Genomic DNA, 18304 nt, shown 5'->3' on the forward strand with positions numbered 1-18304 from the left:
ATGACGGCTCACAAATCCCTCACGGAACGTATTTTTCAGGCCGTTGGTTTCGAACTGCTGGCCATCCTGATCTGCACCCCGTTGCTGGCGTGGGTCATGCAAAAACCGATGCTTGAAATGGGCGCGGTGACCGTGTTGATCGCGTTGCTGGCGCTGGGCTGGAACGTGGTGTTCAACCGTTTCTTCGACCGTATGCTGGCGCGCATAAACGTTGCACACAACGCCTGGGTGCGTGTGGTGCACGCGCTGCTGTTCGAAGGTGGGTTGATCGTGATGGGCGTGCCACTGATTGCCTGGTGGCTGTCGGTCACCCTGTGGCAGGCGTTTTTGCTCGACATCGGTGTGCTGCTGTTTTTCCTGCCGTACACCTATGTGTATCACTGGGGTTATGACGTCGTGCGTCAGCGCTTCGTGACCCGCGACGTCTGCCAGAACTGACACCCCCCGTGTAGGAACGGCCGCAAGCTGCTCCTACACGGGACAACGTTTCAGCGTTGGTTAGAGGAACATGCCGCCGGAGGCCTCAACCCGTTGGCCATTGATCCACTGTCCGCCCGGGGACAGCAGCAGCGCCAACGCACCGCCAATATCATCCGGCTGCCCGGCACGGCCCAGCGCGGTGTTGCTGGCAACCATCGCATTCACCGCCGAATTGTCGCGCACTGTGCCACCACCGAAGTCAGTCTCGATCGCGCCCGGGGCGAGAATGTTCACGCCGATCTGCCGCGCACCCAGCTCCTTGGCCTGATAACGGGTCAGCACTTCCATCGCGCCTTTCATCGCCGCATAAGCGCCATAGCCCGGCAGGCTGAAGCGGGTCAGGCCGCTGGAAATATTGATGATCCGCCCGCCGTCGTTGATCAGCGGCAGCAATTGCTGGGTCAGGAAGAACGGCCCTTTCAACTGAATGTTCATCAACAGATCGAACTGCTCCGGCGTGGTCTCGGCAAACAGCGCATGCACGCCGATTCCGGCATTGTTGATCAGGAAATCAAAGCGCTGACGGTCGAACGTCTGCTGTAACGTTTGCTCAACGTGTTTACCGAAATCGGCAAAGCTTTCGCTGCGGCCGACGTCCAGTTGCAGCATCACGGCTTTTGCGCCGAGTGCCTGCAGTTCGGTTACCAGCGCCTGGGCTTCATCGGCGCGGCTGTTGTAGGTGCCGATAATGTCGATGCCCTGAGCGGCGAGATGCAGCGCGGCGTTTTTACCGAGGCCACGGCTGGCGCCGGTGATCAATGCGATTTTGCGGTTCATGAAGGCTTCCTCGATTGCGGTCAGTGGAGACGGGAGTAAGTTTATTTGTCCGGCCAGAGGTGATAAACAGACCTGAACCGGAATCACTTGTCGGTTCATCCGAACAATAAAAGGCCCTGTCATGAACAAACTGGAATTGCTGCGCACCTTCGTCCGGGTCAGCGAACTGTCGAGTTTTACCCTCGCTGGCGAGAACCTCGGACTGCCCCGCTCAACGGTGTCCGAGCATGTGCAGGCCCTGGAAACCCTGCTCGGCACACGCCTGCTGCACCGCACCACGCGCAAAGTGCAGGCGACCCAGGACGGTCTGGTGCTGTACGAACGCAGCAAGGACTTGCTCTCGCACATGGACGAGATCGAGGGGTTGTTCCGTCAGGACGAGGCTGCGCTGACCGGGCGCATTCGGGTCGACATGCCGAACATTCTTGCGCGGCGCCTGATCATGCCGCGCCTGCCGCAGTTCATGGAGCGCCACCCGAATCTGGAGCTGGAAATCAGCAGCACCGACCGCCGCGTCGATTTGCTCAGCGAAGGTTTCGATTGCGTGGTGCGCATCGGTGCGCAACCGGATCAGTCGGTGGTCGCGCGGCACCTCGGCGACTTCCAGATGGTCAACTGCGCCAGCCCCGCGTACCTCGCACGCTACGGCGTGCCACAGACGCTGGAAGATCTCGCGCAGCATCGACTGGTGCACTACGTCGGCGTGCTCGGTTCGCGTTCGGAAGGGTTTGTGTATGAGGAGGGCGGGCAGGTTAAACGCTTGCCGATGGCCGGCAGTGTCACGGTCAACAGCACCGATGCTTACGAGGCGGCATGCCTGGGCGGTTTCGGCCTGACCCAGGTGCCGCGCACCGGCTTGCAGCCGCATCTGGATAACGGCGAACTGGTCACCGTGCTGCCGCAATTCACCGCGCCGGCGATGGGCATTTCATTGCTCTATGCCAGGCAGCGACACCTACCTTTGCGAGTGCGCGTGTTCATGGATTGGCTCGGCGATCTGATCCGCTCCGCGCTCTGAACCTGAACACCGGTCAAAACTGTAGGAGTGAGCCTGCTCGCGATAGCGGTGTGTCAGTTCAATCAATGTTGACTGATACACCGCCATCGCGAGCAGGCTCACTCCTACAGGGGATCTTCGTCGGTCAGAAGATCTGGGTGAACAGCCAGTAGAGGCTGCCTGACAGCAGGATCGCCGCCGGCAACGTCAGCACCCACGCCATCAACAGATTACGGATGGTCTTCATCTGCAACCCGCCGCCATTGGCGACCATGGTCCCGGCCACACCGGACGACAACACATGCGTCGTCGACACTGGCAAACCAAACATGTCCGCCGCGCCAATGGTCAACATCGCCACGGTTTCCGCCGAGGCGCCCTGCGCATAGGTCAGATGGGTCTTGCCGATCTTCTCGCCGACCGTTACCACAATCCGTTTCCAGCCGACCATGGTGCCCAGCCCGAGCGCGATGGCCACGGCGATCTTCACCCACAGCGGAATAAAGCGTGTGGCGTTGTCGATCTGCTGCTTGAACAGTTGCAGCTTGCTGCTGGTGTCAGCGTCGAAATTGCCGACCTTGTTCTTGTCCATCAGGCGAATGCTTTCGCTGGCCAGGTACATGTCATTACGCACGTTGCCCATGGCTTCGGCCGGCACTTTCGCCAGCGAACCGTAGCCCTTGACCTCTTCACCGATGTGCCCGGTGATGGCGGCGAGGGCGGGAATCAGTTGCGGCGTGGCGTCCTTGCTGCGCACGTAATCGGAGAGCACCGCACGCGGATCGGCCGGCGACGGCAGCGGTGCGCTTTTCATCAACGCTTGCTGGGTGACTTGCGCCACGGCGGCAAACTGCAGCGACTGTTCTTCCGGCATGGTGCGGTTCAAGGCATAGGCCATCGGCAGGGTGCCGACCAGAATCAGCATGATCAGGCCCATGCCTTTCTGGCCGTCGTTGGAGCCGTGAGCAAAGGACACGCCGGTGCAGGTGGCGATCAGCAAGCCGCGAATCCACCAGGGCGGCGGGGTGTTGCCTTCCGGGGCCTTGTACAGCGAACGATTTTTCACGAATGCGCGCAACGCCAGCAGCAACAGCGCCGCACAACCGAAACCCACCAGCGGCGACAGCAGCAAGGCGTAACCGATCTTGGTCGCCTGCGCCCAATCGACACCGCTGGTACCGTCGCGGCCGTGCATCAAGGCGTTGGCCACACCGACACCGATAATCGAACCGATCAAGGTGTGCGACGACGATGCCGGCAAACCCAGCCACCAGGTGCCGAGGTTCCACAGGATCGCCGCGATCAGCAGGGCGAAAATCATCGAGAACCCGGCAGACGAACCGACCTGCAGAATCAATTCCACCGGCAGCAACGCGATGATCCCGAACGCCACCGCGCCACTGGAGAGCAGCACGCCGAGGAAGTTGAAGAACCCCGACCAGACCACGGCCACATTTGGCGGCAGCGAGTGGGTGTAGATCACCGTCGCGACGGCGTTGGCGGTGTCGTGGAAACCGTTGACGAACTCAAAGCCCAAGGCAATCAGCAGCGCCACACCGAGCAACAGAAACGGCGTCCACGTGGTGACCACCGTGCCCAGCTCGTGCATGTCGTGCATCAGGCTGTAGGCGGTGAACAGCATCCCCATGGCCAGCACCGCGAAAAAGATCACGTAGGTGAACGGGCCGGTTTTCTTATCAAGGGCCGGCCTGCCGCTGGCGGCGGGAGCAGGGCTGGCGGTCAGGGAGGGAGTAGCCATAGCAGGACAATCCTGAGCGAGGGAAGGAGTGTCGCCCATGATCGTTGCAGAATGTTACAGAGAGACTGCGCCATGTCAGTGTTTGCGGCTTTAGCCCCACCGCTGATCTGAAGACTGAAGAAGATCCCTGTGGGAGCGAGCTTGCTCGCGAAAGCGGTGTGTCATCCGACAATGATGGTGACTGACACTCCGTCTTCGCGAGCAAGCTCGCTCCCACAGGGTATCTGTGGTGGTAGTACATTCCGTGGTCAGTAATCTCCGCGTTTACGAAACGCCCAACGCCCGGCAATCACGGTAAACGTCGCCACCAGTGCGACCAGTATCCAGAACCCCTGCGGATCCTGCGCCAACGGCACCCCGCCCACATTCATTCCGAAGAAACCGGCAATGATGTTGATCGGCAGCGCCAGCACCGTGACCACGGTCAGGGTGAACAGCGTGCGGTTGCTCTGTTCATTGAGATTGGCGGCGATCTCTTCCTGGAGCAGTTTGATCCGCTCGCCGAGGGCAGTGAGGTCGTTGATGATCAGCGCAAATTCCTCGGTGGATTTGCGCAGCTCCTTGACGTCCTCCTTCTGCAACCAGGGCGGTGGCCGATTGAGCAGACGCAGCAATGAACCCGGCTCCAGCGCCAGCAGCCGTTGCAAACGCACCAGCACCCGCCGGTTGGCACCGAGTTCGGCACGGTTGGTCGACAGCCGCGAGGAGAGCAATTCGTCTTCGACCTGATCAACGCTCATGCTGGTCTTGCGCACGATCTGCGTCAGCACTTCGCCTTGATCGCGCAGCAAATGCACGAGCAGTTCCGAAGGCGAACGAAAGCGTTCGCCGGCCTTCACCGATGAGCGCAATTTGTCCACCGAATGCAGCGGTTGCAGACGCGCGCTGACGATCAGTTGGCTGCGCACACAGACCCACAGCGTCGACACGTCGGAGGAGACCATGCTGCTGAGGTTGAACACCACATCGTTGACCACCGCCAGCAATGCCGAGTCGACATGTTCGATGCGCGTCGACCGCGAGCCTTCGTGCAGCGCCTCGAAAAACTCTTCGGGCAATTGCAGATGACTTTTCATCCAGCGCTCGCATGCCGCATGCGCCAGATTCAGGTGCAGCCAAAGAAATTCGCCGCTGTCGCTGTCGTCCTGCAAACAGCGCAACGCCGTGGCCGAATCGACTTCACGACCGCGTTCGCCGGGCAGAAAACGATAGCCGTAGAGCAGGCCAAACAGATCGGGATCGCGATGGCTGATATCGAGACTGTGGTTCATGAAGGCTCGCTGCGAGTAGGGCGTTTGGCGCAGGGTTTACAGATTGACCTGAGCCGCATCATCGCGAGGGAGTGTGACGATTTGGTGAACGCCGGATGACCTCAACTGCAAGCATTTTCCGTATGTACCGGTTTGGATACCGAGTCGGTACACAGTCGATCTCAATTGCTGGTGAGCATGGTCGATGACCGGTTATCTATAACCGGCATTGGAGCCGTTCCATGGTCAGCATCACTTCTGTTTCGATCAATCAGACCGTCACCACACCCACCAGCAAAACCGCGATCAGCGACGTCGGTGACGATACTTCGACCACGGCAGCCGCCAGCACTGGCGTGAAAGCGGACACCAGCAAAGTGGCTGCGGGCGGTGGTGCAGCACCTGCGGGTGACAGCGATTCCAGCAGTGAAGAATCGGATTCGGTGAAAGAACTGCGCAAGCAGATTGCCGAACTGCAGAAGCAATTGCAGGAGGAGCAGCAAGCCTTGCAAGCGGCGCAGGCGAAGCAGGAAAACTCTGATGCTAAGGTCGCCGAGGTGGCTGCCGCACAAGCGCAGATCACCGCTACTTCAGCGTCCCTGTCCACCGCAACAGCCTCGCTGTTGCAGGCGTTGCAGGATTCCGACTCGAGCACTTCGGGTTCGCTGGTCAGCACCTCGGCGTGATGCCCTTTCCCCTCACCCTAACCCTCTCCCAGAGGGAGAGGGGACTGACCGTGGTGATTATGTGAGTTACGCCGACCTGAAATATCGAGTCTTACTCAGGCCTTGGATAGCCCGCGGTCTGTTCCCTTTCCCCTCGCCCAGAGGGAGGGGGGCTGGCCGTGGTGACTATTCGAGGTACGCCGACCTGAAATATCGAGTCGAAATCAGGTCCTGAATAACCCGCGGTCTGCTCCCTTTCCCCTCGCCCAGAGGGAGAGGGGGGCTGGCCGTGGTGACTATTCGAGGTACGCCGACCTGAAATATCGAGTCGAAATCAGGCCTTGAATAGCCCGCGGTCTGCTCCCTTTCCCCTCGCCCCCTTGGGGGAGAGGGCTGGGGTGAGGGGGAGAAAATCTCACTGGCAACGCATCAACAAAGCCAAACACCAGACACAAAAAAGCCGCACGATCTTTCAATCGTGCGGCTTTTGGTGGTGCTTTCAATCAAGTGTCTTGCTTGTTGCTCAGCACCTTGCCGGTAGTTGCATCAAAGTCCACGTCGAACTCTTTGCCATCAGCCGTCTTCAATTCAACTTCATACTCATAACCATTGAAGTGGTTATCCAAGTCAGTGTCAGTAATAGTCGCACCCGGATGCAGTTTCAGCGCTTCGGCGTTCATCGATTCCAGCGACTTGATCTTGCCGGACTTGACCAGTTCAGGAATCTGGTCGACGCGAACATCAGCCTGGGCCAGGCCAGCGGTGAGGGTCAGGGCAGCGGCGGTAAACAGGGCAGTCAAAGTTTTCATAAGTTCGTTCCTTGCTTGTTTAAGTGCGTGTTCTGTTGAAGTGAGTTCAGATTAGCTCGCGCAACTTAATTCACCCTTAAAACAACGCATCGCGCGCAGTGCCCTTGTGGGAGTGAGACTGCTCGCGATGCGGGCATCCGGGTTTCGGATCAGAACCCGTTGTTCTTCAACACCTGATCAACACTGCCGGCCGCCGGACGTTTGTAGAATTTCAACAGTTCGCTGGCGCGGTTGGTGAAGATGCCGTCGACACCGGCCGCCATGACTTTCTCGAAGTCCACCGGCTCATCAACAGTGTAAACGTGCACCAGCATGCCCTGGTCGTGGGTGTATTGGTTCATCCATGGTTGCACCAGATCCGAATAGCTCTGGTCGCCGCCCTTGGTCAACTTCGCCGAAGGGCCGGTGCCGATTGCACCCTGGGCCTTGGCGTAATCCACCCATTGCTTGAATTCGGCTTCGGACTTTGGCTCTTGTTTACCGTAGAACACGTTTTTGTCTTTCTCGCCGGACTCGGCAAAGGTCACTTTCGATTTCGGCTCGATACTGCCTTCGCCAACCCACAGCAGGAGGATTTTCGGCACTTGCGGCATTTCTTTTTCCAGCAGGGCGAGGCTGTTTTTCTCGAACGTCTGCAGGATCACCTTGCCTTTGCCCTGACCAACGCCCAGTGCGCTCTTCGCCAGTTTCGAACCGGCCGGGCTCAGCCAGCCGCGATCCTGCAGTTTCTCTTTCAGGTCTTTCTCGATCCCCGGAAACAGTTGCGGCTCTTTGGTCTCGATGTACAGACCCGGCTTGTGTTGCGGATTGGCCTGGGCGATGTCGATGATTTCATCGAGGGTGAGAATTTTCAGCCCGGCGTAGGACGGGCGGGCGCGATCCGGGTACTTGGCGTTGAACCAGCTGCCGGCGTCGAGGGTTTTCAGTTCGGCCATGGTGAACGCGGTGGCCGAGGCGTCCTTGCGCTCTGGAAACTTGGTGGCGACGTCGGTGGTGCGTTGCAGATTGTCGTCGTGCAGGGCGAACAGCACGCCGTCCTTGCTGCGCTGCAGGTCCATTTCCAGGTAATCGGCGCCCAGGTCGCGAGCCAGTTTGTAGGACGCGGCGGTGGATTCCGGGGCATCGAAGGACGCACCACGGTGAGCGATCACCGCCGGGTGCGGGATGCCGTTGGCAGCAGCAATCGCCTTCGGATCGCTGTGGCTGGCGGCGTGCGCCTGACCGAAGCCGAGCAGCAGGCTCAGGACCAGAGCGCTTTTGGTGAAAGTAGCGGGCATGTTCGAGTTCCTTTCGCAGGGCATTTTCAAAGACGTACCTTTTAACAACTGAATCGATTGCGTGCTATCGCAAGACCGACATAAACGTATTAAATGCGATTTTTCCTGCACTTTTGTGGCGCGGTTTGCAGTACGCTTGCCCACGGCAGACGCTCCGGCAGAGGGCGCGCCGCTCAGTTGCCCTGCGTGTAAACCATCGATCATTTTTCGTGAGGTTTACCATGCGCATCACCTCTCAACTCATCTGCCAGGCTGCCGACGATCTCAAGGGGTTTGTCGGCCTCAACCGCAAGACCGGTCAATACATCGTGCGCTTCAGCGAAGATTCGTTCGGCATGGACGTGGCGGATGACGGCATTATTCCTGTGAATGAATTCGTTTGGGCACCGGCAACGGCGCAGACCATGACGCTTAAACGTGAGTTGATTCAATTGTTGCTGGATCAGAATATCGACGAGCGGATCAACATCACCGCGCCGTTACGGGTGTATATGAGCAAGGTTGAAGTGCCGGAGATTGTTGCGGTGCGCAGTCTGGTGCGGGGCTGAAGTTTTTTAGTGGCTGTCCCGGCCTCATCGCTGGCTTGCCAGCGATGAGGCCGGTGAGTTCATCACTAACATCATTGATTGAACCGATACTCGCGTTCGACCTTGCACACCCGCGTATGAAACGCCGAATACCACTCCGAGCGTCCACGCTGCTGAATCAACCGATGCTCGGGGTTCTGCCGCCACGCCAGAATGGCCGCCTCGCTTTCCCAGTACGAAACTGTAATCCCGACACCATCCGCGCCGCGAACCGATTCCACCCCGAGAAACCCCGGCTGTTCGCGCACCAACAATTCCATGCGCTCAGCCGCGTCGGCATAGCCGTTGTCACCCGCGGTTCGGGTCGAAGTAAAAATCACCGCAAAGCAGGAAGTCATCAACGTGCCTGCGCGCAAGCTTCGACAAACGCGCGCACCAGAGGTGGCATCTGCCCTTTGAGCGCCGCGCGTTCCGGCTGAAACAGCGTCGCGACAAAGAACCGGTGATCCTTGAGCTCAATGGCGCGCAAATCCCCTGACGAATCATGACCCACGGCGTGTAGCCGATCGTTCAACAGTTGCCGTTCGAACTGCGGATTCACACCGTAGCGGCAGCGATAGCCTTCACGAATCTGCGACGTTTCGTACGCCTTGGCGATCAACGAACCGGGCACCAGATGGATGCTGTCCACCGCTTCGACCAAGGAGCAGGTCAACGGCGTGAGTACCGCGCGTTCAGAATCGGGGGATGTTTCACCATGTTCGGCATCGACCCAACCCAACACGTTGCGGGAAAACTCCAGCACCGCATGTTGAAAACCGCCACAGGTGCCGAGGAAAGGGCGCTGCTGTTCGCGGGCAAAACGGATCGCTCGCAGTGCGCCTTCTTCACTTTTGTAAGGACTGGCGGGTACGCACCAGAAACCATCGAACCGTTCGAGCGATGTATCGGCGTGGATCTGCTCGGTGGGCAGCCATTCGAATTGCACGTGCCGGTTGAGGTGTTCGGCGACCCGTCCGAGGGCGACAGGAATGGCTTGGTGAGCGGTGACTTGCGGATCGTAATCGCCGATCAGGGCGATACGGAGGGCGCTATGTTGCATGGGATTCCCTGCGCTTGTTGATTGATAGCGCTCACTATAGATTGGCGTTCACGCACTCAATATTGGCGTTTCCCCAAGTGATCAATGCAGCCACGCACTATCAACTCGACTACTCCGATCTGGCCCTGATTCTGGCCTTGGTGCGTGGCGGCTCTCTGGCCCGGGCTTCAAGGTTGTTGAAGGTCGATGTGTCGACGGTGTTCCGCGCCGTGCGCCGTCTCGAAGCCGCGCTCGGTCAACAACTGTTCGAAAAAAGCCGTGCCGGTTACTTGCCGACCACCCTCGCGCAGACACTGGCCGAGCAAGCCGAACGCGCCGAACAGGCACTGGACGCGGCCCGTATCGGCGTGGAACAGGGCGGCGAAGTGGTCAGCGGCACGGTGCGCCTGACCTGCACCGATTCGGTATTGCAGAACCTGCTGCTACCGGCGCTGGCGCAGTTCATGCCGAATTACCCGGCGCTGACCCTGGAGCTGAGCACCTCGAATGATTTCGCCAACCTCAGCCGCCGTGATGCCGACATCGCTCTGCGCCTGACGCGTACACCGCCGGAGCATCTGGTCGGACGGCAACTGGCGAAGATTTCCTACCGGGTCTGCGCCAGTGCGCGCTATCTGCAGAACTTCGATGCGACGGATCTGGCGGCGCTGACCTGGATCGCCCCGGACGATTTCTTTCCCGATCACCCGACCGTCGCCTGGCGCCACCAGCACTTGCCCGGCGTGACGCCGGGGTATCGCTGCAACAGCATGCTGTCGGTGACGGAGCTGGTTCGTGCGGGCCTCGGCGTGGCGGCGTTACCGGACTTTCTCATCACCGAAGGTATGCAGCCGTTAAGCGAACCGCTGCACGGTTACGACACCGCGCTGTGGTTGCTGACGCGCCCGGATTGCCGAGCCCTGCGTTCGGTGGTGACGTTGTTCGATGAGTTGGGGCGGGCGCTGCGTTTGCCGTGATCAGCGCTGCGGGTTCTGACGCATGTGATCGTGCAGCTCGCTGGTCAGGCTGGCGATGCGTTCGGTGAGGTTTTTGGTCATCTCGGTCAGGCGGGTGTTCTGCTCCAGCAGCTCAAGCAGTTGCGCGGTGTTCTTCGCGGCCTCGGCCTGACGCTCGGTATTGGCCTGTGCCAGCGCTTCACGGTGTTGTGCGTCGGCATCGGCCTGCGCCTTGTCGCGCGCGGCCTGACGGGTTTGGGCCAGCAGAATCAGCGGCGCGGCGTAGGCGGCCTGAAGGCTGAACGCCAGGTTGAGCAGGATGAACGGATAGACGTCGTATTGCGTCACGCCCGACACGTTGAGGCCGATCCACACCGCGACGATCACGGTCTGCGCGCCGAGAAACAGCGGCGTGCCGAAGAACCGCGCAAACGCCTCGGCCCGCAGAGCAAACTTGTCATTGCCGAAGGTGGTGTTGAGGTGGGCGTGGGGGCGGTGGAAGCGCAGGTGATCGACGGTAGATGTGTGAGGCGTTGCGGGTTTTTCAGTGGTCATGATGCACTCGGCAGGACGTGGGGCGTTTAGTCACTATAGCCCTGCGTTGTGGCGGCCGGCCTCTTCGCGAGCAAGCTCGCTCCCACAGGTGGCCGGGGTGTTCACAACTATTGTGATCGACTTAATCCCTGTGGGAGCGAGCTTGCTCGCGAAGGCCGCGACGCGGAATACCTGCCTTGCACAAGGCTTAATCCGGCACTCGCTCATTGGCAAACATGCTCACGGCATCCACCGCCTCACTGGCGCCATCACGAATCTGCAGAATCACCGTCCCCGCCTGATTCGCCAATTCGACCCCTTCTGCCGCACGACCCCGCGTGCCTTCCATGCTCTTGATGGCCAAGCGGGTCTCGTTCTGGATCAAACCGATCATGCTGGAAATCTCTGCGGTCGAACCGCTGGTTCGAGCCGCCAATTGCCGCACTTCGTCCGCGACCACGGCAAATCCTCGGCCTTGTTCACCGGCCCGTGCGGCTTCAATAGCCGCGTTGAGCGCGAGCAAATTAGTCTGGTCGGCAATCGCACGGATGGTGTTGACGATGGCGGTGATCTGCTCGGAGCGTTCCCCCAGTTGTGCAATCAGCGTGGAAGATTGAGCAATGTCTTCGGCGATTTCGCGCATTTCGCTGGCCGCTTGCTGGATCACTTGCGTACCTTGCTCAGCGACTTTTCGCGTCGCCACGGAGATGTGATACGCCGCACTGGCACTGCGCGCGTCCTGCTCGTGTCGCTCGACCCGGGCGGTGACGTCGGAAGCGAATTTCACCACTTTGCACAAGCGTCCGGCCGCGTCGTAAACCGGGTTGTAGTTGGCTTCGAGCCAAACGGTCTGCCCGCGTTTATCCACGCGTTCGAACTGACCCTGAAAAAGCTCGCCCTGGTTCAAACGTCGCCAGAAATCCTCATAGGCGCTGCTGTTGACCAGGGCAGGCGTGCAGAACAAACGGTGATGTTTGCCTTTCAGTTCAGCGAGGGTGTAGCCCATCCGTGTCAGAAAGTTCTGATTGGCCGTGAGAATACTGCCGTCGAGGTTGAATTCGATGACCGCCATTGCCCGGTCAATCGCCTGCAACTTGGCGTTGGCTTCGCTCTCTTGTTGCACCTTGGCGGTCACGTCCATGGCGTACTTGACCACTTTCACCACCCGTCCCGAGGCATCTTTGATCGGGTTATAACTGGCTTCCAGCCAGATCGGCTGGCCCTTGCTGTCGACCCGTTCAAACGTACCGGACTGAAACTGGCCGTTTTTCAGGCGTGACCACAAATCAGTGTATTGAGCACTGCGCCCGAACTCCGGTGTGCAAAAGCGTCGGTGGGGTTGGCCGATCGCTTGTTCAGCGGTGTAGCCCATGGTCTTGAGAAAATTGTCATTGGCGCGCAACACGACGCCATCGAGGTCGAACTCGATCACCGCCATCGAGCGATTGATCGCATCGAGCAGGCCGGCTTGTTCGGTGAGGGTGCGCTGAAGATCGTCGACGACGGATTTGTGGCGATTGAAGAACATGCTCGCAGTACTCAGGAAGTGGGGAAGATCGAGGTTTCAGTCCCTATTTCCGCGCCGGCAGACCGAATGCGCGGACGGCATTCGGCAATGACTGCTCAATGCCAGCATTCCGTAGCTGGCAGATGGCTACTTATACAAAACTTCATAAAGTTGTACAAGAAAGTAATTATTTGTAATTTTGTATAACTTTTTGGGCGCTGGCGTTGTCTGTCGCGACCTGGGTTCAAGGCCCGCAGATCATGTTTCGGTCCTTGTGTATTGCGGTCTAGAGCGCTTAGTTAGCAGCGTCCAGCCCGTCGAATGCATCCTTGTACAAGATTGATGCCGCGCCAGACTGATACTCAGGCCCACTCGCGACTCTGGCAGGCGCGGATGACGATATTGCTGCAACGCCCCCGCGTGGCTCGTTTATGGCACAAGCCTGTGCAGCCGGGCACAGGTCGTCGTGCACGAAGCAGATCGAATCAGAGCTGGTAGCACGCCAGAAACATGTCCAGCGCCGATTCGGCGACGGTGTGTTGCATGTCGACATCGAGGGCGGCGCGGCCCATCGACATCTGCGGCCAGAAAGCAAAGGTCTTGAGCAAACCTTGTAGTTGATGTGCGGCGAATTCCGGGTCGACCTGTTGCAGTCGCCCGTCAGCCTGTGCGGCGCGAATCCACACGGTCAGCGCTTCCTCGCGTTCACCCATGCGCTCGACCATGTTCTGCACGCGCTCCGGTGAGTGAATGGTCGCGGCAATCGCCACTCGTGCCAGGGTCAGAAAATTCTCGTCGGCCATCAATTGCAACTTGGCCTGCAGCATCTGTCGCAATTGCTCGCGCAAGGGCTGATCGCCGTTGTAGATCACCGTTTGCTCAGCGCTGATGCGTGCCCACAACTGGTTGAGAATTTCGGCGAACAACTCCTCTTTGCTGGGGAAGTGGTTGTACACCGTACGCTTCGACACTCCGGCCGTTGCGGCAATTTTGTCCATGCTGGTGATCTCGAAACCGTGGGCACGGAATTCGGTAATCGCCGCCTGGATAATGGCTTCCCGTTTACGGTCGGTGAGGCGCTGTGGAGCTGTCATAAGTACGCTTCGGCAGAGAAAGGATGAAATTACACTTGGCAGTTTACTTGTCATCCCCTTTGATGCAACCTAGAAACTACACCGATCAGTGTAATGTTGCGTTAATCCTCGCAACTTAAAAAACAGAAGTTCGGCCTATGCGTGCAGCTTTGGCCATTTATCGTCCCACCGTGGAGAAACCGTGAATTGCGCGGTTTTTCTGGAGTCATTCAGTCATGGCCAATCCTGTTTCCCTCCCGGATCAAACTTCCACGCCTGAAGCCTCTCGACAGGTTCAAGGCCTGTTTCGCAATCATGCGCCGGTGCAACGCGAAGGACTGCGCAAAATGCTGCGGATCATGTGGAACATGATTTTCCACAAACCGCGCAACACCCGCCCCGCAGCACCTATTCCAGTGCAAGCATTGACCCGGGAAGCGTTGCTGGCGGCGCCCAACCACAGTGTTTATCGCCTCGGCCACTCGACCCTGTTGCTGAAGCTGCGCGACAAATTCTTTATCACCGACCCGGTCTTCGCCGAGCGCGCATCGCCAGTGCAGTGGGCCGGGCCGAAACGCTTCCACCAGCCGCCGATCAGCATTGACCAGTTGCCGCCGATCGAAGCGGTGATTCTGTCGCACAACCATTACGACCACCTCGATTACGAGGCCGTGCTCAGACTGGCCGCCAAGACCAACCTGTTCCTGACGCCGCTGGGCGTCGGCGATACCCTGATCAAATGGGGCATCGATGCCAGCAAAGTCCGCCAGTACGACTGGTGGCAGGGCGCAGAGATTGCCGGCATACGCTTCATCGCCACACCGTCGCAGCACTTTTCCGGCCGTGGCCTGTTCGACGGCAACAGTACCCTGTGGGCATCGTGGGTGATGATCGACGGCGACACCCGAATCTTCTTCAGCGGCGACAGCGGCTACTTCGACGGCTTCAAACGCATCGGGGAACAGTACGGCCCCTTCGACCTGACCCTGATGGAAACCGGCGCCTACAACGTCGAATGGCCACACGTGCACATGCAGCCAGAAGAAACCCTGCAAGCGCATATCGACCTCAAAGGCCGCTGGCTCTTCCCGATCCACAACGGCACCTTCGACCTGGCGATGCACGCCTGGCACGAACCGTTCGACCGGATTCTGGCACTGGCGTGGGAACGCAGTATTTCCATTACCACGCCGCAAATGGGTGAGGCGTTTAACATCGCTCAACCGCAACGCGGGGAGGCGTGGTGGTTGGCGGTTGAAGGGGAGAGTGAGGGGGTGGTGCAAAGCGCCTGACAACTCTCCGCCAATTCGCCCCTTCGGGGGCGATCGTCTTATTCAGCCATCGCAAAATCCCCACGCCCCATCGCTTCCGACGACACGCCCTGGATACTCGCACTACGCCCCGGCGAAAACCCGGGAAAAAACACCAGCCCCTGCGCCTCGAACCGGTAAGCCAGCGCCAGTCGCGCCGCATCCGCCACGTCCTGCTGCACTTCAAAGCGTTGAATGTCTTCAACTGAAACTTCAGCCTCCCGCGATAGCTGTTCCACGCTCCAGCCCAGCATCGCTCGGGCCTGGACGCAGTGCGTCGGGGTGAACTGGAAAAGGGCAATGCGTTCGAGGATGTGATTCATCGCAAGAGAGGCCATGGTGTGCTCCGGGCTCAAGAGTGCTGATTGAAAATGTACTGTGTTTTTGTACAGTTGTTTTCGGCCGGGATCAAACGCATTTTTTGATTTGCGCTAGTTCGCCGCCTGCAACCAGACGGACGGTGCCTGTCCTAGGATCCGCCGGAACATCGTAGAGAACGCCGCCGGGCTCTCATAACCGAAGTCCAGCGCAATGCGCGTCACCGCTTCTCCCGAGGCCAGTCGTGCCAGTGCCATAACCACGCACGCCTGCTGCCGCCATTGCCTGAAGCTCAATCCGGTCTGGTGCCGAAACAGTCTGTTGAAGGTGCGCAAGCTTATGTGTAACTGCTCGGCCCACTGCTGTGGAGATTGATGGGCGTACGGTTGATGCAGAAAGGTCTGACACAGATGCAGGAGTTTTCCGTCAGTCGGCAGCGGAATGTGCAGCGGAAGAGGTGCGCTGCGCGTCAGTTCATGCAGCAACAGGTCGATCAACACGCCATCGCGTCCGCCCAAGTCATAGGTCAGTGGCAACTCCACCGCCTCCATCAGCAAATGTCGCATCAACGGCGACACACTGATTACCTGGCAGCGCTCCCCCAAGTTCACCACGCCCGGCTCGATGTACACGCTACGAGTGCTGACCCCGAGCATCAACACCTCATGCGCCACTCCCGGCGGGATCCACACTGCCCGTTGCGGCGGCACCACCCAATTGCCGTCATGGGTGCTGACCTGCATCACCCCGGTCGCGCCGTACAACAACTGCGCCCGGCGATGCGTGTGAAAGGGCAACAGGTGACCGTGGGAATAATCCGTACCGATCGCCACCACCGCACGCGGTGTGTCATCCAGCCGATTGATTGAAACATTGCGCATCAGGCGTTTCCGGGCAGTTGGCGTAAACGCAAACATTATTGGCTGAGTTGCTGAAGCGGGCCAAGCGTTGCCGCTCTATCGTCGAGCGCTCTCCCTACACGGACGCCTCGACATGTTCTATTTACTGCTGACCCTCTTCGGTTGCCTGACCGGCATTACCGCCGTCCTGTTCGGCTTCGGCGGCGGATTCGTCGTGGTGCCGCTGCTGTATCGCCTGCTCACCACCAGCCACGGCGCCGATGACCCGATCGGCCAATCGGCAATGCACATCGCTGTCGCCACCTCGACCTGCGTGATGATCGTCAATGCCCTGATCGCCGCTGACAAACACCGCCGCGCCGGCAATCTCATCCGTCATTACCTATGGCCGTTGGGTGGGTTTATCGGAATGGGGGCGATCGTTGGCGCAATAGCGGCGGTGTGGGTCAGCGGCGAAGTGATCCGCTACGCCTTCATCGGCTACCTCGGCGTGACTATCATCGATTGTCTGCTGCGTCGCGGCTTTCTCACTCAAAACGCAGACGTCATCCCTCGCCGACTTGGCAGCACGGAAACTTCCGCAGGCGGTGTAGGCATCGGCGCCATCGCGACGTTTCTGGGTGTAGGAGGCAGCGTCATGACCGTGCCGCTGTTGCGTCGTTGTGGACTGAGCATGTCGCAAGCGACCTCCATGGCCAATCCGTTGAGCGTGCCGGTGGCGTTGGCTGGAACGCTGACATATATGGCGCTGGCCGGGTTCACTCAGGCTGACCTGGGCGCGTGGTTTGTCGGGTATGTGGATTTGCTCGCGTTTGCGGTGCTGACGGTTGGCTCGCTCATCGGGATTCGATTGGCCGCGCCATGGATTGGGCGGATTCCGGATCGGGTGCATGCCTGGGTTTATATTGGATTGCTGATTATTGTATTACTGTGCATTTCACTAAAGTGATGCATTGCTCCACTGCACTCAACTAATGGAGGGGATATGTCGGTTTCGGAGAGTGACTGGAAAAAGTACCGTGAACTGCGCAAGGTGGCACTGGATCGTTTTTGTCAGGGAGTTCTGTCCGAGGCCACGGTCGTCGCTCAAAACGACGCTCTTTCAGCGCATGCGCGTTACTTGACGCTATATCGGCTCATTCGCAGTCGAGATAAGGACATGGCGGCAGTCTTCGATCAGCGAATGAGCCGCTCAAACGTATGGCTTCCATTGCTCATGATGGTCGCGCATGATTTGCTGACCGACGCGGAGTTGTCTGGCTTCAGCGAAGAGATGCGTGAGAGGATTTCGGAAGCTGTGCGTCAGCCTTATGAAATTGAATGGGCGGAAGAAACCAAAATCGATAACTGAACGCTGTCCTCCACCAATAACCAGAAAACCAGGATGTTGATCTTCAATTGCACCGAAGCCGCCAGCAAGTTTTTCAGCCGTGTTCACAAGGGTAAAAAGATCACGCCGGTGGATGCTAAACCGCCGTCCGCAATCATTGAAGATGATGAGCTGAGCGGCGCTGACGAGCAGTGGCTGGTGCACGCGATAACGGTACAACGCAAGCACGTGCTGCTGGTCATTCACGTCCAAACCCGCTATTGCCTGATTTTCGCTGATGCGAAAAAGGCTGACACGGAAGACTTTGTTGATCGATTCGTGGATCGTTGGGTCAAGGGGATAGTGATCAACGCACATCATCATGACCTCGGGCAGTGGCTTGACCCGGAGTTGATGTTGGCGCGGTTGAAACAGACTTGTGAGCATCAACGGTTCTATCGGCGTAGTCATCGCAGCGCGCAAAAACACATTGATGAGATTGCATGGAATTTCCAGGACAAGGTCGCCCATACGGGGACTTTGCCACCGGATGAAGTCACGGCGATGGTATTCGACGAACAAATGAATGACACGCCCAGGAACAGCAAGGGCGCCAAGTCTTACTACTTTCCGGATGAGGAAATGGCGCTTCACTGGCTGCGTCATTACTGCTTTCTTGATGACGTCCAGCTTCATGCTGCCAAGGAGCGTCGCCAACAAATGGCTCGGAAAATTGCGGCGCTGGAGCACGAAGCCTGGCTTAAAAAGTACGAGCAAGAAAACTCGAATAGTTAAGCCGCCCCCGCCATAATCCG

General features: G+C 58.8%; 21 protein-coding genes and 1 pseudogene. 9 read left to right on the forward strand and 13 right to left on the reverse strand.

Annotated elements, in window-relative coordinates; translation table 11 throughout:
- Positions 1–438, forward strand: coding sequence for a multidrug/biocide efflux PACE transporter (locus tag ACM6IV_RS00680; RefSeq protein ID WP_414868322.1), 438 nt, complete (start codon positions 1–3; stop codon positions 436–438).
- A gap of 60 nt (positions 439–498) precedes the next feature.
- Here the strand turns inward: ACM6IV_RS00680 and ACM6IV_RS00685 are convergent, their stop codons facing one another.
- Positions 499–1257: an SDR family NAD(P)-dependent oxidoreductase gene (locus ACM6IV_RS00685; RefSeq protein WP_414868323.1), complete on the reverse strand. Its 759-nt coding sequence runs from the start codon at positions 1255–1257 to the stop codon at positions 499–501.
- A 121-nt stretch (positions 1258–1378) separates the two neighbouring features.
- Between ACM6IV_RS00685 and ACM6IV_RS00690 the strand changes: the two genes are divergently transcribed.
- The gene (locus ACM6IV_RS00690; protein ID WP_414868324.1) at positions 1379–2275 is read left to right on the forward strand and encodes a LysR family transcriptional regulator; all 897 of its coding nucleotides are present in this window, start codon (positions 1379–1381) and stop codon (positions 2273–2275) included.
- A gap of 124 nt (positions 2276–2399) precedes the next feature.
- On the opposite strand, the gene ACM6IV_RS00695 is transcribed toward ACM6IV_RS00690, so the two are convergent.
- Together ACM6IV_RS00695 and ACM6IV_RS00700 are read right to left on the reverse strand one after the other, a co-directional pair.
- A complete protein-coding gene (locus tag ACM6IV_RS00695; RefSeq protein ID WP_414868325.1) occupies positions 2400–4013 on the reverse strand; it encodes an inorganic phosphate transporter in 1614 nt (537 codons plus the stop codon).
- 248 nt (positions 4014–4261) lie between these two features.
- On the reverse strand, positions 4262–5284 hold the full coding sequence (locus ACM6IV_RS00700) for a transporter (RefSeq protein ID WP_414868326.1): 1023 nt from the start codon (positions 5282–5284) through the stop codon (positions 4262–4264).
- A 221-nt stretch (positions 5285–5505) separates the two neighbouring features.
- Between ACM6IV_RS00700 and ACM6IV_RS00705 the strand changes: the two genes are divergently transcribed.
- Positions 5506–5949 (forward strand): hypothetical protein, encoded by a 444-nt coding sequence (locus ACM6IV_RS00705; protein ID WP_414868327.1) that lies wholly within the window; start codon positions 5506–5508, stop codon positions 5947–5949.
- A gap of 482 nt (positions 5950–6431) precedes the next feature.
- On the opposite strand, the gene ACM6IV_RS00710 is transcribed toward ACM6IV_RS00705, so the two are convergent.
- Positions 6432–6737 carry a PepSY domain-containing protein gene (locus tag ACM6IV_RS00710; protein WP_007917758.1) on the reverse strand — a complete coding sequence of 102 codons (306 nt, stop codon included), beginning with the start codon at positions 6735–6737 and terminating at the stop codon, positions 6432–6434.
- Between the two features lie 149 nt (positions 6738–6886).
- Positions 6887–8014 (reverse strand): glycerophosphodiester phosphodiesterase, encoded by a 1128-nt coding sequence (locus tag ACM6IV_RS00715; RefSeq protein ID WP_414868328.1) that lies wholly within the window; start codon positions 8012–8014, stop codon positions 6887–6889.
- A gap of 221 nt (positions 8015–8235) precedes the next feature.
- Here ACM6IV_RS00715 and ACM6IV_RS00720 point away from each other — a divergent pair, with 221 nt between their 5' ends.
- Positions 8236–8562: a DUF2025 family protein gene (locus ACM6IV_RS00720; protein WP_414868329.1), complete on the forward strand. Its 327-nt coding sequence runs from the start codon at positions 8236–8238 to the stop codon at positions 8560–8562.
- A 71-nt stretch (positions 8563–8633) separates the two neighbouring features.
- On the opposite strand, the gene ACM6IV_RS00725 is transcribed toward ACM6IV_RS00720, so the two are convergent.
- Both ACM6IV_RS00725 and ACM6IV_RS00730 read right to left on the reverse strand, forming a co-directional pair.
- A complete protein-coding gene (locus ACM6IV_RS00725; RefSeq protein WP_414868330.1) occupies positions 8634–8939 on the reverse strand; it encodes an antibiotic biosynthesis monooxygenase family protein in 306 nt (101 codons plus the stop codon).
- Positions 8939–9643: a CTP synthase gene (locus ACM6IV_RS00730; protein WP_414868331.1), complete on the reverse strand. Its 705-nt coding sequence runs from the start codon at positions 9641–9643 to the stop codon at positions 8939–8941. Before ACM6IV_RS00730 ends, ACM6IV_RS00725 begins: the two co-directional genes overlap by 1 nt.
- 14 nt (positions 9644–9657) lie before the next feature.
- Between ACM6IV_RS00730 and ACM6IV_RS00735 the strand changes: the two genes are divergently transcribed.
- Positions 9658–10599 (forward strand): LysR family transcriptional regulator, encoded by a 942-nt coding sequence (locus ACM6IV_RS00735; RefSeq protein WP_414868332.1) that lies wholly within the window; start codon positions 9658–9660, stop codon positions 10597–10599.
- Here the strand turns inward: ACM6IV_RS00735 and ACM6IV_RS00740 are convergent, their stop codons facing one another.
- From ACM6IV_RS00740 to ACM6IV_RS00755, 4 genes and pseudogenes are all read right to left on the reverse strand, one after another.
- On the reverse strand, positions 10600–11133 hold the full coding sequence (locus ACM6IV_RS00740) for a DUF1003 domain-containing protein (protein WP_414868333.1): 534 nt from the start codon (positions 11131–11133) through the stop codon (positions 10600–10602).
- A 187-nt stretch (positions 11134–11320) separates the two neighbouring features.
- Entirely contained in the window at positions 11321–11815 is a 495-nt protein-coding gene (locus ACM6IV_RS00745; protein WP_414868367.1) for a methyl-accepting chemotaxis protein, read from the reverse strand.
- Positions 11816–11866: 51 nt separating this feature from the next.
- Positions 11867–12640, reverse strand: a pseudogene (locus tag ACM6IV_RS00750) (PAS domain-containing protein); the annotation flags it as partial.
- Between the two features lie 464 nt (positions 12641–13104).
- Positions 13105–13713, reverse strand: a complete 609-nt coding sequence (locus ACM6IV_RS00755; protein ID WP_414868334.1) for a TetR/AcrR family transcriptional regulator — start codon at positions 13711–13713, stop codon at positions 13105–13107.
- A gap of 215 nt (positions 13714–13928) precedes the next feature.
- On the opposite strand from ACM6IV_RS00755, the gene ACM6IV_RS00760 reads away from it, so the two are divergent.
- On the forward strand, positions 13929–14984 hold the full coding sequence (locus ACM6IV_RS00760) for an MBL fold metallo-hydrolase (RefSeq protein WP_414868335.1): 1056 nt from the start codon (positions 13929–13931) through the stop codon (positions 14982–14984).
- A gap of 38 nt (positions 14985–15022) precedes the next feature.
- Here ACM6IV_RS00760 and ACM6IV_RS00765 read toward each other — a convergent pair whose 3' ends face one another.
- Both ACM6IV_RS00765 and ACM6IV_RS00770 read right to left on the reverse strand, forming a co-directional pair.
- A complete protein-coding gene (locus tag ACM6IV_RS00765; protein WP_414868336.1) occupies positions 15023–15340 on the reverse strand; it encodes an XRE family transcriptional regulator in 318 nt (105 codons plus the stop codon).
- A 93-nt stretch (positions 15341–15433) separates the two neighbouring features.
- On the reverse strand, positions 15434–16201 hold the full coding sequence (locus ACM6IV_RS00770) for an AraC family transcriptional regulator (RefSeq protein WP_414868337.1): 768 nt from the start codon (positions 16199–16201) through the stop codon (positions 15434–15436).
- Positions 16202–16313: 112 nt separating this feature from the next.
- On the opposite strand from ACM6IV_RS00770, the gene ACM6IV_RS00775 reads away from it, so the two are divergent.
- Genes ACM6IV_RS00775 through ACM6IV_RS00785 form a run of 3 tightly spaced genes read left to right on the forward strand, consistent with a single transcriptional unit; the run spans position 16314 to position 18284 of the window.
- Positions 16314–17129: a sulfite exporter TauE/SafE family protein gene (locus ACM6IV_RS00775; protein ID WP_414868338.1), complete on the forward strand. Its 816-nt coding sequence runs from the start codon at positions 16314–16316 to the stop codon at positions 17127–17129.
- Positions 17130–17165: 36 nt separating this feature from the next.
- A complete protein-coding gene (locus ACM6IV_RS00780) occupies positions 17166–17531 on the forward strand; it encodes a hypothetical protein (protein WP_110718758.1) in 366 nt (121 codons plus the stop codon).
- Positions 17532–17564: 33 nt separating this feature from the next.
- Positions 17565–18284, forward strand: a complete 720-nt coding sequence (locus ACM6IV_RS00785; RefSeq protein ID WP_414868339.1) for a DUF6933 domain-containing protein — start codon at positions 17565–17567, stop codon at positions 18282–18284.
- The last annotated feature ends 20 nt before the right edge of the window (positions 18285–18304 follow it).

Source organism: Pseudomonas sp. IT-347P, assembly GCF_949768005.1.
GTDB lineage: Bacteria > Pseudomonadota > Gammaproteobacteria > Pseudomonadales > Pseudomonadaceae > Aquipseudomonas.